Source organism: Eubacterium sp. BL-380-WT-2B (assembly GCF_009696115.1).
GTDB lineage: Bacteria > Bacillota > Clostridia > Eubacteriales > Eubacteriaceae > Eubacterium > Eubacterium callanderi.
Map to the genome: position 1 here is coordinate 93,664 of NZ_VUMP01000010.1, position 16,360 is coordinate 110,023.

A 16,360-nucleotide genomic window follows, 5' to 3' on the forward strand; every position below is an offset into this window, starting at 1 on the left:
CACCACACAAAAGGCTTCTTGCATTCCCATAAATGAAAGGAGTGCCCGGAAGCACCAGGCACTCAATGCGTGTAATAATTACGTTCGCTCAGACTATCTCTTTGCTTTTCGGCGGTTATGAACACCTAAAGTGATTGCACAAACCAAGGCAGCGCCACCAATCAGACCAATGTAAAGTGGGCTATTGTTTGAATCAATCCCGGTATCCGGAATATCTTCTTTCACATTGCCCAGCGTGGCGGTTGCAGTTTCATGATCCACGACTTTCAATTCATAGATGGTTGGATCAAGAACATAGCCGTCCGGTGCTTTGGTTTCATGATAGAAATACTGGCCATCTGGCAGCTTGCCGATTTTCAGGTTGCCCTGCTCATCGGATTTTCCCTTGAAGATCACCTTTTGATCCGCATCCATCACGCTGATCTCTGCGTTCGGAAGAGCTGTTTTGGCTTCGGTATCTTCTTTGTAAAGATCAATGTCTCCGCCTTTGGCTTCGTTGAAGCATTCAAGCTCAACTTCCACCAGTGGGGTTTTATTGTCTTTGAAGCTCAGCTCCACGGTATGGATGGTTTCATCCAAACGATAACCGTCCGGGGCTTTGGTTTCGACCACGTCATACTTGGCCGTGCCACTGCCAAGGAATAAAGCCGTTTCGGATTTTACCGGAACGGTCGATGTTTCATCGACTTTGGTGAGATCCATCGGCTCAACCGCTTTTGCTTCGGTGTCTGGTTTGTCAGTGCCCGGTGTCTCTGTCCCTTCAGACTTCACATCTGGTTTTTCCGTATCTTCCGTCATCCGGGCAGCTGCACCCTCCTTGGTCATAAAGAAAGCTTCTGTAACCGTGGTTTCCCCTTTTTTATCCGTGACCATATGAGCGACAGTATCGCCTTTAAAGGCTTTGACGACACCCTCCGGTGTCACGATGTCTTCCGCTGCTTTCACCGCGTATTCAGCCCCTTCAAGGTCTTTTTCTTTATAGTTAACCTTTCCGGATGCGTCAATGGTGTAATTATTCCGGTCTTCAGCGGCTTTGTGTAACCGGATATTCCCCATGGCCATCTCATCGGTCATGAGTGCCTGGGTGACTTTATTGTTTTTGGTGATTTCAAACGGGTATAAATCGTCCGGGCATAAGTACGGCGCTGGTGCATCGACTTCCTGATAGAAGTATTTGCCTGTTGGCAGTGTGATGGTAATTTCGCCGTTTTCATTGGTTTTTCCGGTAAAGATGATGTTCTCCCCGGTTTCGTCGTAAACATTGACGGTGATGCCCGGAATCAACATGCCATCCGAAACATCCTTTTTTGCAAACTCAAAAGGACGCTCTACATAGTAATTTTTGATGGCTTCACCTTTATTGGCCTGAACCACCACCAGCGGATCGTTGCCCTGGATGGCATAAGTGACTTCATAACGGAAATTGTTATCTTCCAGATGATCCTTGGTGCTGAGTTCTTTCAGGTAGTAGTTACCGGCAGGCAAGTTTTCAACGGTGTTTGCCTGGCCTTTTTTCACGGTCTTCACCGATACCAGTGTGTCCGCGGCGATGGTGCCGCCTTTACCGTCACTCATGGCTTCTTTGGTGTAAAGGCCAAAGTCGATGTCATTGGCCGGAACATCCTTATAATGGATGGTGACGCCTTCACCTTCCTGTTCAATCTTGTCGATTTCCTGTTCCAGTTTTGTCAGTTGAAACTCAACGTTCTGGCGGTCATTATGGAAGGTCGTGTTTTCGACATTGTCGGATGCCTGAACGGTTTCACCTTTATATTTCAGGGTGACTTTCTGCTCCGTTCCCGCGTTGACAAAACCTTCCGGCGCGGATTTTTCGACCACTTTGTATTTGCCTAAGTAAAGGTCTTTGGTAATGGCCTTTCCGTTATCTCCGGTGGTCAGGGTGTCCGCCAGATCGCCTTTGTGCAGGCGAACGGTGCCGTCGGGTGTCGTAATGTCTTCGTCCGCATAAACTTCAAATACCGTGCCTTTTAAGGCTTTTTCATTGAAGATAAATTCTGTGACATTGCCATATTTGCTTGGAGTGGTCTTGGTACCGTCCAGCTGGTCGCCGGTTTTGGTGACTTCAATCCGTCCTTTGGCCGGTTGATCGTAGACACTGACCGTGCTGCTGTATTCGGTTTTGCCGTCAATTTCGATTTTATCGCAGGTTGTCGGGCTGATGGTGACCGGGATACCCTGGTATTCCTTGCCGTCAACCATATATTTTTGAGTGTTGTTGCTGGCAGTCAGTCCTGCGGTTAAGTATCCGTCTGGAGACGAAACTTCAACCACGGCATAGCTGCCGCTTTTGAGTTTTTTCGGAAGGGACAGTTTCCCTTCATCGTTGGCCTTAAAGGTATCGGTCGGTATAAACAGGGTCGCTGCGCTGGACTGTTTGACAAACTGCATGGTCGCCAGGTCAATGACCTTGAATTTGACCCCGGATACCGGGATTTCTTTCTGTGTTTCCGAATCTTTCTTCACGATAATAAGATCGCCGTACATCATTTTGTTGGTAAGCGGAATCTCAATTTCTTCGCCGCTGCCGTCAACGACAACGATCAGATCATCAATGGGAATAAAGCCCTCTGGCGTTTTAACTTCGTGAAGGATATAAGTCCCCACAGGAACATTTTCCCAGCGGATACGACCATTTTCGTCGGTTTTTCCGCTAAACAAATTGTCCCCTTCCGTCAGCTTTTCGCCTTTGTCGATGGCTGACTTTAAGGTCAGGGTAAAATTAACATCTGCCAGGGGATTTAATACGTCATCCACATTGTCTGGATCGGTGATCGCATATTTGACAATGCTGACTGGATTGGTTTTAACATCGTTGGGGATCTCCGTGACGCCCTGCATGCCTTCTGCCCATACGGTGACCGGATAGACGGTTTCATTAGTTTTATAGCCGTTACCGGCACTGATTTCTTTGTAAAAATAGTCGCCTAGGACAACCGCGCCAAAGTCAGCAATCCCATTCGTTACGGTTGCCTGAGTCACCAGCTGGGTACACTCGGGATCTTTGTAAAGGCCAAAAACAGCGCCATCAAGACTAGCGTCCCCGGATGGCTGTGTTTTGCTCAGATCAAGGGCCAGATGGCGATTGTCGGTTTTTTGTACATCCGGGTAAGTCACGCGCTTCACAAAGTTTGCACTGGCGGAAGCTTCCTGTCCCTGCCCCTGGACACTGGCACCGGCCACAACACTCTGTGTATCCCGTTCAGAAGCCGGAATAAACATCAGGCTTGCATAAGCCACGCCGGTGGCTTTGATCGGTACCGTAACGGTTCCCTCTTTTTCCGGGCCTGCACACAATTTGAAAGCCGTTCCTACTGGAATACCTGAAGTGGTGGAAGTGATGGTACGGCTGTCACTCAGTTTTGCAACAATGCCCAGACCATCGAGTTCAAGGGTAAAGGTACCGGAGCCGCTGGTGGTGTACCAGTCTGTTTCCTGCATCTTTTCACCAACGTTCCACCGGGTATCCGGTGAGCCACTTACCGTGATGCCCCCAACTTCAACTGGCGCGTGGTCAAGCAGCCAGCGGATATTGGGATCGTTATAAACCGCGGGGTTCGATGACGTTTCTCCACAGGCCAATCTTACTGCCCACCAGGTATCCATGAAAGCGCTCTGCGCATCGTCGCCTTCACGGGCCATGAATTCAGCCCCTCCTGGTCCGTCATAGCCGTAATAGAGCACGGTTCTCAGTTGAGCGTTATCCGTGATCTGCTGGTTATAGATGGTTCCATTGGGCGTATTCTTATCGGGCTCAATACAGTACGCGGTATGCGCGACACCGGAATCGTCCACGACGGTGATAATCTGGGTGTAACTCGTATATCCCCCGTAATCTTTCGAGACAGACACGCCGGAGCTGCCGGATGCCCGCGTCATGGGATTGTAGTTCGGATCTTCAGACGAGTAAATGACCCAGCCCTGATCGGATTGTCCGACTTCGTTCACTGCGTACTGCGCCAGGTCACCCGTCGGTGGCAGATCCTCACCTTCCTCGGCTTTTGCCACCATTGAGCTCAGCGGTGACAGAAGCGTCAGCAAGGTGAATAAGAACGCAAAAAGCAGCGAAAATGTTTTTTTCAAAGCTTTGTTTTTATACATACTTTTTCTTCCTCTCTTTAATTTTTCAATTTTAGCAATAGGATTGCTGTCCGGTTGGTGCTCTGATCTTTTTGGGGCTTCTTTTGATCATCTTCTTTCACCTCCGCTGTAATGGATCTGTTCTTGCCGGGAAGCTGCGGACATCAGGGACATGCAGCCTAATCCGGCCAAAAAACCAAAAAGGACAATGCCATAGTAAAAACTTGGCATTGTCCCAAATGCGGTAAGCATACCGAAAAGCCCTAAAATCAAACAGATCAATAAAAAAACGATCACTGCCAGACTAAACTTTAGTGTATGGTCTTTTTTCATTTCATATCGGACGTTAACATACAGTACGACACAGGTTCCAATCAGACCGGACAAGATAAAAATTCCGATTGCTATGAGCACAGTTATAATGATATTCAAATAAATTTTCCTCCTTTCGCCCTAAGAGGATCTATTCTCAGATCTAGACCATAAGAGCAATAAATCACTTTCCTACACAGAAAAAGGCCACCTTTTGAGACGCTATCAAAGGGTGGCCTTAACTTTAAATCAATTTTTCATTTTCAAGAATATGACATATATCTCGAAAATTTTCATAGGTAAAACACGAAATTTGATGTTCGACACAGTATTTCTCAAGTCGTTTATCTCGTTTTGCTAAAACAACATCTGCCGCTTCTGCACCTTCAAAATCAGATATACCATCTCCAATAAAAATCACAGGAATATTGTAACTTTGATAGTTTTGAATGATTTTTTTCTTATCGATCCCATTTTTATGAGGATACTCTGATGAATGCAATTTTAGACATCCTGACAAAAATTGGATTTGATTTGATAGGATTCTTGATGGCGGTATATCGATACTAGCAGCTTTTAAACTATAAAAAATATTTTGAAATGCTCCTGCACTAACAATGGTATAATCATATCCTTTTTTAATAAAGTCCTTGAAAGTTGGATCAATAACAATATTTTGTTCTAAAAAACGGATATAAGTTTTTTCTGTTAAATTGGAAGCTTCTAGCAATTCTTGAACATATTTAGCAATAGATATCTCTTTTTTATGGAGCCTTTCTTCATATTTTTTTTGCATTTCAGGTACAAAATGCCTGGCAATTGTTGTTGTGCTGTCATTTACAGAGATTGTACCATCAAAATCAATAATGAATTTATATTTTTTTCTATTCTTCATCTATCAGCAGACATTTGCATCTTTTCTAAATTTCTTAACCTCATCCATGAACGCTTTAACACGCTGTTTGTCAACATGATTTTCAAATATGCCATCTTTTTTAAAGGTTGTCCCTACTACTGCACCATCGGCTAAAGAAAGTTGTTCTCGAACATTTTCCAAACGTACTCCTGTATTCGCAAAGACAACCGTATCAGGAACTGTATCTTTAACACGTTTTAGCACTGCTGCGTCCGTTTCTGTCCCCGCGGTCAAGCCAGAAACACATAATGCATCTGGACGATTGTTAAATACTGTTGATTTTGCAATTGATACAATATCGCGTTCACCCAAATAAGCTGCAGCTTCTGGAACAATATTGAACAGTAATTTTACATTCTCTGCACCAATATATCGTTGGTGACGAATTGTCTCCCCAACATTTGTATCCCACAGACCAAAATCCGACCCATAGACACCAGTAAATATCTCCCTAACAAAGCATGCGTCAACTGCCACAGCCAGATCTAAGGATTTTTTTGCATCCCAAAGTACATTCACACCATACGGAATCTCGATCAACGGTTTAATTTCTCCGATGACACGTGCCATAGCCGCAACGGTTTCTGTTTTTACATTAGTTAGATATGGTAGAGAAAATTCATTTGAAAACATTACTGCATCCACGCCACCTTCCTGAAGCGCTAAAAAATCTTCTCTTGCATGACGGATTACTTTTTCCATCCCACCTGCTTTGTCAAAATGAGGATCGCCTGGAAGTGCATCCAAGTGACACATTGCAATTACCGCTTTTTCTGTAAATAATTTATCTTTTAACCAAGTCATTCTTTATTTCTCCTTTATTATATATTATTCTTTCATTGCATATTTTTTTACAAAAACCATCAATCCGATGGTAATAATAACCAATATTCCTAAACCGGCGTATCCTAAAAATCCTAAATTTGCGATAATAAAATCAAAAACATTACCTGCCCACAGCGAACTAACCTCTTGTCCGGCTTCAGAGACACCACCTTGAACTGCCAATGTCGTAAAGTAAGGAGATACCCAGGTAGCAATATATAAGATACCGATCATATTGATAATACCGCTTATCAATGTTTTCAAAATATTTCCCTTATGGATAATGGTGGCCATACAGATATAAAACGCTGCAAAAGCCAAATCTGCCAGTGGAAGAACCTTATTGCCTGGAAGAATCGTTGCAATGACCAGTGTAATAGGAATAATAAGGGTTCCTATAATCATTGTTGTTGGATGACCAAGCGTCACAGCTGAATCCAAGCCAATGTACACTTCCCTACCAGAAAAATGTTTAGCAAAGAATCCTTTGGCTGCTTCAGAAAGAGGCATTAATCCCTCAACTATAATTTTAATCATTCTCGGGAATAGAACCATAATCGCACAGACGCCCATAACAAGGTTCGCGCTGTCTTTAAATCCATACCCTGCCAGTAGGCTCAGAATAATACCAAGGATTGCCCCAATGATTACTGGATCTCCTATAAAGCCCACTTTATTTTGGAGTTTTTTGATATCAAGTTCTGAATTATTAATAAATGGAATCTTTGAATAAAGTTTATCTAAAATCACAAATAGTGGTACACTACTTGCAGCATAACCTTGAGGGATCGATATACCTTCTACACCAATCTCATTTTGAACACGCTTCGCTGTATAGTCAGCCGAAAGCAACGACCAAGTCGCTTGAATTAGTGCAGCACCCATCCCTACAATCACATTTCCAGTTATCAGATTAACTACGGCACCAGTAAAAGCATAATGAGAATAGTTAAAAATATCAATATTCATCGTCTTTGTAGCGCCAATTGCCAGTAAGATAACATTTAACAGAAAAACACAAGGGATGATTAATGCACCAACCATTGTCGAAAAAGCAACGCCTGCGCCTGCAGCTGAGCCAAGATCAATTACAGTCAAATTGAACCCAAAACGTTCAACTATTAAATTTACCGCTGGTGACAAAATACTTGAAATTAGACCAACGGCTAGATTAAATCCAATAAAACCTACACCTACGGTAATGCCCGATTTCAATGATCGAAAAAATCCCAAACCAAAGAATAATCCGATCACAAACAGAACAATAGGAACAAAAACGGTCGATCCTAATGATAAAATATAATCAAAAACTGCTTCCATACTCTCTCCCCCCTGACAGTTTAATTTTTCAAAATATCCAAAATCTTTTGAGCCGCTTCATCCTCGCCAATTCCAATGAGAAACGGGGTACCAACCACAACCGGCAGCCCGTAATCCTCCTGCAATTTCATCGATGTGATAAAAAGATCCGCTCCTTTGTACATCTCAAGTTCACTCAGTTGCACTTGACTTAATGTATATTGAATATCATTTTTGTCGAGAATCTCCCGAACTTTCTCTGAAATGATCGAAGACGTAGCCATACCTGTTCCACAGGCGACAATTACTTTTTTCATGATTTTACTCTCCTTTCAAAATCAACATCTTTTCCAAAACGGGTCTTTTCATCTACACCCATTAAAAATCTTTCTAAAATAGTCACTATTCCTAAAGCATCTTCAAGGTTAATTACTTCCACTGGACTATGTGTATATCGGGTAGGTAGAGAAAGATTCGCCACCACTACCCGACTATTCTCAATCGCGATGTAGGCCGTCTCGGTCAGTATTCCGCAAGCAACTTCACGATTTAACGAAATTCCTGCATCCTTTGCTATTTCCTCTAAATGTGAAAGAAAACGCTTATTAGGAACAATCCCTGCCAAAGTACCACGGCTGTGGTGATTCATGTATGTTATTGCTGGTCCTTTTCCCAAAGCTATTTCCGACATTCCTTTAAGATCTGGCGTATCTGTCGCTGGTGTTACATCAATTCCCAAAACGATATCAGGGTCAATTGTCCGTACAGCAGGCATAATTCCTCGAGTGTTGAATTCTTCTTGAACGCTGAAGACCAAATAAATATCTGCTTTACATGCTTTGACATCTAAACATTCAGCAAGGTAAATCAATATTCCAACAGCTGCCCGATCATCCATCGATTTATTCGCAATACAATTGTTTTGGAGTTCCATAAATTCCGGTTTAAAACTTACCGGCGTTCCAACTTGAACCCCAGCTTCAAGTACATCTTCTTTGCTTACTGCTCCAATATCTATATATTGTTCCTGAACTGTCTTTTGTCCCTTTCTATCTGTTTCCGTCAACAAATGGTGCGATTTTACTCCAATGATTCCATTAACTTTTCCAAACTCTCCATCCAACTGAACCCTCTGCCCAGCAAGACATGTCGGATTTAATGAACCAAGTTTTTCACAGTAAACAAAACCATCGTCTGAAATGGCTTTAACCATCATACCTACTTCATCCGTATGCCCAAATAACATTACCTTCTTTTTTCCTACATTTTCTGGTGTCAGATGACAGATCAGGTTACCGAGATGATCAATTGTTACCTTTCCAAACTTTTCCAAGTGATCAGCCACAGAATGAATTACCGCGTCTTCATAACCGACATTGCCTTGCAGATCAGTCAATTCTCGAATGATTGTTTTTAATTTTTTCATTATTCTACTCACATTCTCTAAAAATTTCTTTCATCGTCATTACCAACTGTTTTGGTGTATTGCTTTCCTTGATTTTATGAATACACAGTGAATCTGATAAAAGTCCAGCCAAAAACGACAGGATTTTCAGATGCTCTTCACCACTTGAAAATACTAGTCCAATGACCAGATCCACATCAATATCTTCGAGTGTTTCAGCATTTTTAAATTTAATTGCGTGCTTTGGTCTGACAAAGAATAAGGTATTTTTGAGTACATATTCTGGATCCGTGTGACATATCGCAATATTTAAGCCATCCAGTTTCAATCCTGTGGGGTACTTTTTTTCACGTTCTATTATTTTTTTTCCATACATATCTGTAACAAACCCAGCTATAAACAGATCTTTTGAAACTGTGGTTAACATTTCCTCAGATGTCGAAAAATCAACATTACAATATACAAACTCTTCGTTAATCATCCCTCTCCCCCTTTCTCCAGTTTTTTAGATACGCTGCTAAACAACGTCCCTCTTTAATCTTTTGATCAAAAACATCATAAAAATTCAAGTCATTTGAAAAAGCATTAATTCGCATTACTGTATTAATTAAGAGCTCTTTTTCTTTCGATGCAATGAAAAATATCATCCGTACTTTAAGATTATCAGGAAAAATCACACCGTCCTTAATATACAATACGTGCATTCCAGAGCCCAACACACCAGCTTTCTCACCAGCATGAGGAATTGCCATGGAATTACGCAAGATAAAGTGTGCACCATATAGATGAATTGAATTTTCAATTTCTTCACAATAAGCTGTGTTAATAACATTTTTTCCAATTAATACCTGACTACATAGATGAAGCGCTTTACTCCAGTCTTCAATATGATCTATAATGGTAATATCATTTTCGGTCAAATGATCAAACAAACTCTTTTCCAACTTTTCTTCTTCAATGATCCCAGGAAAATTTTGTTTTAACTCACGAGTCAGACAATTTAAATCCGAAACTTTAACATACTTTTCCAGGACCTCTACTAATTTTTCCATCGGAATTTTTTGAGGATTTTTTCTTTGAATAATTCCAAATTCTTTTAGGTTTTTATCGTCTTCAAAGGTCAGAAAAGGAGAGATTGTCAAAACTGGAGTATCAATACCTTTTTTTACTTCAAAAGGTAGTTTAATTGTACTTATAACCACGGCAACATCATTGGTTAAATATTCAGAAATCTGATAGATTGATGCAGTTGCGACAATCGTTACATTGTAGTTTTTTTCCATAAAGTTTTTTAAAAGAACGGATGTCCCATAACCTGAAGGACAGACCAAAAGTACAACAATGTTTTTTCTGTTTTCTTCATCATGTCGTCTGATGGCTCCTAAAAAATGAATTGCAAAAAGGGCGATATCCGCATCATCATAACTAACCTTCAGTGGTTGAGATAATTTTCCAACATGTGCATTTAAACTTTCAATCAAATCCTGATAAGCTTCAGTTGCCTGAATATAAGTTTGACGATCTATTTCAAAAACACCTTTTGAACGATAAATCGTTCCCTTAACATGCTGATAGAGCCCTTCCAATAATATGGTATCCTCCGACAGATTAATCTCGAGATCTTGTCCAACCGCAGTGACCAACTTCGATACAAATATCTTAATAGCCAGTAGGTTTTTCTGATACGCACTATTGTAAAATTTATCACTATACTGAACAAGCATCGTCGTCATCTGATGCTTTTCTTCATCATTGATATCAACGTTCATTTGAGCAGCAAAGAGCTCTATGATTTTTTCAACATGCCGTTGTTCTTCTTTTGAAATCCGTTGTTGCTCTTTTTGTCTTGAGACAGCTTTGAGGCTGTATCCATATTTTATTCGATGCACATTCACTAGAATTTGTAACAAAAAATCTTCGAAAAAGCCCGTAAAAAGATAATTAGATGCAAGATCATTGATATGCATAAGCAATTTTTCAATATCCAACAAAGAAAAATCTTCAATCACCAAATGGTCTGCCGGATTAATCAATTCTTTTTTTCCTATTCCTGAAAAAAGAACCATATAAGAACTTTTATATTTGCGTGAGATGAACCTTCGTATGATTTTTTCATCCCCAGAAATCAGACGGCCAGTATCGATGAGAATTCCTTCTTTTTCCAAAATTGGTCGGATTTTTCGAAGATCAGACTTTATTGTATTTCTAGAAACTTCAAGAAAATCAGATTCTTTTCGGATATTGATCTTTCCAGTAAGGACAAGTTTAAACATTAAATAGTTTAAACGTTCCTGGGGATCAGATTTATAGATCGCCCGCAATTTTTTACCAAGTCCTTCAAAATCCTCAATTGTAGAATGGTAAACACCATTATTTGTCTTAATTATTTCAGGATGTTTTAGTACAGACAGGTAGTAATTTAGATTATCCATTTCATAACGCACCGCATTTTCTGACAGACTCAGCTGATGTTGGATCTCTCTCATTGTTGTCCGAGGATGACTTTCAAAAAAATAAACCAGCTCAAGCAGTCTTTGATTCACTTTCATTGTTCCACCTCCTTTTTTCCGGTAGCGCCTTTGCACTTTAATCATAATGCCCGAGACGTATTTACACAATATTCATTTTTTTAAACTTTTTCCTGAAAAATTGACCCCTGAAAAATAAAAAGAGATCTGATATGCTGTAATCAATAAATTATCAAGGAGGTCTTTATGCAAAACTACATCATACCATCGCTGGCTTCGGCCAATCAACTCTGTCTTGGCACTGAAGCAGAATTAGTGGAACAAAAAGGGTATTCTGAACTTCATCTTGATATTGAAGATGGTAATTTTATCCATAATATCACTTTTGGAGAGAGAACATTATTGTCCCTTCGCAATGTGAGTCCTCTTCATTTTAATGTTCATTTGATGGTCACGGAACCAGTGGCCTACCTTCCACTTCTGAAAAAGCTCAGCCCATGTAGTGTCTTTTTTCATGCTGAATCCACCCAACATATTGCAGAAGTTCTTTCTCTTTTTGAGGAAAATAATATAACCGCTGGGTTGGCCTTTTTGCCTTTTACTGCTCTTAACAATTATGCATATCTTATCCAACGTTGTCATTCGATTTTGTTAATGACTAGCGAACCTGATGGAAAAAACCAGTGTTTTATTGACACTATGGTCGATAAAATTAAAAAAGCTAGTCAAGATTTCCCTCAACAGGCAATCTGGACTGATGGAGGCATTTCTTTTAAGCGAGCCAAAACCCTTTTATCTGCTGGCGTAAAAAAGGTTGTAATTGGTAGGGATTTTTTTAATAATCTTTAGTCCAACTTAAAATCACCTTCCAACATTAACTTAGCATAGATCAAACCTTTATAATAAGAAGCCACTCTTGAAACGGATTGTTTATATTAAAAATTCTGTTTCAGGTACCTAGATTTATTATATTTTGAAATATCAAATCACTTCAACGCAAAAAATGAAAAAAGGCGCAATGCGCCTTTTTCAAGTTTTTGTCCATTTCTGCTTTTTATTTGCTGGCTTTACGTTTTCTTCTGGCGAATAAACCAGCACCGCCAATTCCGAACAATGCGAGAATGCTGGCGATTAATCCAGTGCTGCTCGTCTGGCTGATCCCGGTATTCGGACCGTTTGTACCATTATCCGTACCGTTCTGATCAACGACGGTGCCAGTGCCGGTTGTCGAACCACCAGCTCCACCGTTGCTGCCATCATTCACATTACCGGTTCCGCCATTTCCATCTTGTCCTGGATTTTGTGCGGCTTCATTATCGGCAACTAATTGATCCATCTGTTTCACCAGTTCGGCTAACTTTTGTACCATAGCAGGATCAACTTTGGATTTTGCGTTGTCATTTAAGGCATTGTACATGTCTCTGGCTGCATAGACTGCACCTTTATCATCCAGCGTGAGTTCACCCGGATTTTTCAGCGCGCCGACCACTGTTTCAACCTGATCAGCTGCTTGTTCATCTTCCAGATCGGTGATTTTATCTTCGGCCTGATCCAGTTTATCATAAACCTCTTTGTCCATCATCGCTTTCGCTTCAGGAGAAAGTGCGTCGAAGGCATCGGATGCCCGCTGTACGGCTTCTTTGTCTTCCAGTGTCAGATCATCAAGATCCTTGAGGCCATTGATGATATTCGTCACATTTTCAACGTCAAGCACATCAATCTGGTGTACCAGGCTGTCAAGAGCTGCCTTGGTATTAGCATCCATGTACTGTTTCTGTTCGTCGGTCAGGGCATTATAGGCATTAACAGCAGCTTTCACAGCCTCTCGGTTTTCTAAGGTTAAATCATCGACCGAGGGTAACGCTTCAATCTGATCAGTAACCGCGTCTGCGGCATGAATATTGTCAATCACCTTAACCGCAGCTTCCAGTTTGTTAACGGCAGCTGGATCGACTAATGCTTTCTGGGTATCGGTTAATCCGTTATAGGCTTCGCTGGCTTCTGTCACCGCTGTTTCCGCATCACGATCTACAATTGAAGGTAAGCTGTTGATCTGATCAGTGACCGTTTTTGCGGCTTCAACATCAATCTTGTGTTGTTCAATGAGTTTGGCCATCTGGGTTTTTGCATCTTCCAATTTCTGAACAACGGCCAGATCCATCATATCCTTCTGAGTGTCGGTCATGGCGTTGTAGAGATTCGCCGCGTCGTTGACAGCTGCTTCATCGTTCAGCTCTAACGCGTCCGTACCCGGTAATGCATTGATCGCCTCAGTGACGGTTTTAACCGCTTCTTCGTCCTGCATATGCTGAAGCTTGACTTCGGCCAGTTTCTTTTCCGCATTGGCAAGGGTCTTCACTGCGCCTTCTTTTTCAACGATGGCTTTCTGATCATCCGTTAAACCGGCATAAGCGGCTCTGGCAGCTACGATTTCAGCTTCATCCTCAAGCTCAATGTCATTAACGCCTGGCAGGGCATTGATCTGATTGATCACTTTGGACGCTTCTTTCAGGTCATTGGCTTCTTTTTCGAGCTGAGCAATTTTTGATTCTGCTGAGGTCAGCTTACTTACGGTCTGGCTGCTGACCATGGCTTCTGCCTTATCGTTTAGTGCATCATAGGCGGCTCTTGCTTCTTCAACCGCTGCTTTATTTTCCAAGGTAATGGTATCCGGCAGAGCATTGATCAGGTCGGTTACCTTCTGTGCCGCGGCCTGATTTTCTGCCTGTTCTTTCTTCAATGCTTCGATGGTTGATTCCGCATCGGTCAGCTTCTGGTAGTTATCGACCAAATTTTTCTGATCCTGTGTCAGCTGATCGTATTTTTCTCGAGCTGAGGTAACACTGTCTTCGGCGTCCAGTGTAACGTCTGCAGGTATCTGGTTGATGGCGGCTTTTACTGCGTCTGCTGCTTTCTGATCGGCTTCATGATTCGCTTTCAGTTCTGTGACTTTCTGAACAGCTTCAGTGAGCTTCTGGACGCTGTTCTGAGAAACATAATCCTTCTGAGATGCGGTCAAACCATTGTAGGCCGATTCAATTGCTTTTACAGGATCATAATCTTTATAGGTAAGCTCATCTGTTGGTTTAATCCCGTTAATCTGATCCGTCACCTTCTGTGCGGCTTCCCGATCCGCTGCCTGGTCTTTGATGGCCTGCTGTAATGAGAAGAAGTTGATGGTGTAGGTGATGGTGGCCGGGTTGCCATCTTTATCGGTTAGTCCAGTAATGGTGACAGTGAATGAATGACCGGCAAGGGTTTGATAATCGCCTAACCAGCTGTAGGACGGGTTGATGATAATGGCGGAGCCGCTGCCATAACCACCCGTGTTGACTGTCCACCAGTTATCATGAAAATCCGGATTGGAGCTTGAGCTGACATAATTAAATTCAGTGGTCGTGCCATCATCTTTTGTGATGGTCACTTTCATACCGCTTGGGCTGGTGACTTTATAATCTGTTCCCAGAGATACGTTGAAAGGTGCACCGTACATGGTTGAACTGCTGATCAACGCTTCAATGGGGAAAAAACCGTTATTAGGGAATGCGACATTTTCCCGGTCTGGATTGTCAACTGCCGTGTAGGTCAGCACAAAATACTTCCAGCTGCTTCCTTTGGCTGCTCCAAAGCCCACAGTCTTCAAATCGGGATCGAGTAACCATCTGCGGTGACCGAGGGAAGTCCCATTTTGATCATCATCGTCACCAAACTGCATGAGTAACAGATCGTAAATGCTGTAACCATGGCTGCCCATGGAAATATTGGACGAGTGCAGCCCTTTGATCGCGTCCTCGTTTCCACTGCCATCAGCCGCGTTATGTGGGTTACCGCTTTCAAAGTTTGTGTCTGCCAGATAGTCGGAACCGGCCTGGGCATATTTATTATCGTCTTGAGAAATCGTCACTTCACCGAGTCCACAAAGCGCACGGAAAAAGTTAATGAGTCCCAATGCGGCTTCCTGGCTCTGCTGCGACAAGGTGCCCTCTGCATTATAGGTTTCTTCAATCATTGCAAACAGGTCGCCTTCCTTCGATGCGTCATGATATGGGGACACGTACTTGTTATACAGATCCACAATATCTTTCTGGGTTAAACTCTGGCCATAGTTCTGGGCCGTCTGCATTGCGTCTTCCATGAACTGCTGCGTATTCTGGGCTGCCTGAACTTGGGCGTCCTGTACAGTTGTGTTCTGTACATTTGAATCTACTATCATATTTCCTTGTTCCTTTTCCTCTTTATTTTTGATCTCGTCTTTAACTTTATTGTCCTCAGTTACCGTTGGAGTTTTATCATCCTCCTTTACTTCGGCATCTGTTTTTTCATCCTGAATTTGTTCACCATCGGTTTTGTCTGCGTCCAGATCACTTGTGTCTTTATCTGTGCTGTTTTCATCCTGAATTGTTTTATCGGTGGACGCATCTACTGGTGGCTGCACCAGATCGTTTGCGAGATCATTCTCAATGGACTGATCGGTATTGATGTCTGTATCCGGTGTTTCCATCGTATCATCTACGATTTCTTCGTCTGCTGAAGCATTGCTGTCCTCAATCAATTCATCTTCAAAACCAGTGTCCTCAGTGTATGAATCCTCTTCCCCGTATCCGGCATCTTCCGCATAAGAGGTGTCTTCTTCATATTCTGGTTCTTCTGAACAAGAATAGTCTTCATCATAGGCGGACGCTTCTGTTTGTGTGTCTGCCAAATCGGACGTCTCTGCTTCAACGTTAGTGTCTTCAACGCTGTTGGCAATGACCTCATTAGCTGCTGCCAGCTCTTCGTTTGATACGTTATTAACTTCCTGCTGTGTCTCTTCGGTTACGACCATTTCCAGGTTTGCCTGATCTGCGGGTAATTCTTCTGCTAATACTTGCCCACCTGACAATACTGAGAATGCTGCCACGCCACTAACAACGCCTGCTCCGATAGCTACTTTCTTTGCTGATTTGATTACGCTTGATACTTCATTATTGTTCTTCATTTTTTATTTCCTTCTTTCTTGAATTTAAATCGTTAATTTTTGAATTCTCGCGTAAAATC

At 42.1% G+C, this 16,360-nt stretch carries 11 protein-coding genes; 1 reads left to right on the forward strand and 10 read right to left on the reverse strand.

Annotated features, from left to right (window positions below; all coding sequences use genetic code 11):
- Positions 1-93 precede the first annotated feature (93 nt).
- The 9 genes from FYJ53_RS19040 to FYJ53_RS19080 form a co-directional block, all read right to left on the reverse strand.
- Positions 94-4,119 (reverse strand): SpaA isopeptide-forming pilin-related protein, encoded by a 4,026-nt coding sequence (locus FYJ53_RS19040; RefSeq protein ID WP_154557661.1) that lies wholly within the window; start codon positions 4,117-4,119, stop codon positions 94-96.
- An 87-nt stretch (positions 4,120-4,206) separates the two neighbouring features.
- On the reverse strand, positions 4,207-4,530 hold the full coding sequence (locus FYJ53_RS19045) for a hypothetical protein (protein ID WP_154557662.1): 324 nt from the start codon (positions 4,528-4,530) through the stop codon (positions 4,207-4,209).
- 124 nt (positions 4,531-4,654) lie between these two features.
- Positions 4,655-5,305 (reverse strand): HAD-IB family phosphatase, encoded by a 651-nt coding sequence (locus FYJ53_RS19050; RefSeq protein WP_058694818.1) that lies wholly within the window; start codon positions 5,303-5,305, stop codon positions 4,655-4,657.
- Between the two features lie 3 nt (positions 5,306-5,308).
- The gene (locus tag FYJ53_RS19055; protein ID WP_038352309.1) at positions 5,309-6,130 is read right to left on the reverse strand and encodes a BtpA/SgcQ family protein; all 822 of its coding nucleotides are present in this window, start codon (positions 6,128-6,130) and stop codon (positions 5,309-5,311) included.
- Between the two features lie 24 nt (positions 6,131-6,154).
- Positions 6,155-7,471, reverse strand: a complete 1,317-nt coding sequence (locus FYJ53_RS19060; protein ID WP_038352308.1) for a PTS galactitol transporter subunit IIC — start codon at positions 7,469-7,471, stop codon at positions 6,155-6,157.
- Positions 7,472-7,491: 20 nt separating this feature from the next.
- On the reverse strand, positions 7,492-7,767 hold the full coding sequence (locus FYJ53_RS19065; protein ID WP_013380183.1) for a PTS sugar transporter subunit IIB: 276 nt from the start codon (positions 7,765-7,767) through the stop codon (positions 7,492-7,494).
- The gene (locus FYJ53_RS19070; protein ID WP_013380182.1) at positions 7,764-8,876 is read right to left on the reverse strand and encodes a M42 family metallopeptidase; all 1,113 of its coding nucleotides are present in this window, start codon (positions 8,874-8,876) and stop codon (positions 7,764-7,766) included. The genes FYJ53_RS19065 and FYJ53_RS19070 overlap by 4 nt, the downstream gene beginning before the upstream one ends.
- A 4-nt stretch (positions 8,877-8,880) precedes the next feature.
- Positions 8,881-9,336 (reverse strand): PTS sugar transporter subunit IIA, encoded by a 456-nt coding sequence (locus FYJ53_RS19075; protein ID WP_013380181.1) that lies wholly within the window; start codon positions 9,334-9,336, stop codon positions 8,881-8,883.
- Entirely contained in the window at positions 9,329-11,404 is a 2,076-nt protein-coding gene (locus FYJ53_RS19080) for a BglG family transcription antiterminator (protein ID WP_154557663.1), read from the reverse strand. The genes FYJ53_RS19075 and FYJ53_RS19080 overlap by 8 nt, the downstream gene beginning before the upstream one ends.
- A gap of 165 nt (positions 11,405-11,569) precedes the next feature.
- On the opposite strand from FYJ53_RS19080, the gene FYJ53_RS19085 reads away from it, so the two are divergent.
- Positions 11,570-12,172 carry a ribulose phosphate epimerase gene (locus FYJ53_RS19085; RefSeq protein WP_154557664.1) on the forward strand — a complete coding sequence of 201 codons (603 nt, stop codon included), beginning with the start codon at positions 11,570-11,572 and terminating at the stop codon, positions 12,170-12,172.
- A gap of 205 nt (positions 12,173-12,377) precedes the next feature.
- Here the strand turns inward: FYJ53_RS19085 and FYJ53_RS19090 are convergent, their stop codons facing one another.
- On the reverse strand, positions 12,378-16,301 hold the full coding sequence (locus FYJ53_RS19090) for a CAP domain-containing protein (protein ID WP_154557680.1): 3,924 nt from the start codon (positions 16,299-16,301) through the stop codon (positions 12,378-12,380).
- Between the last annotated feature and the right edge of the window lie 59 nt (positions 16,302-16,360).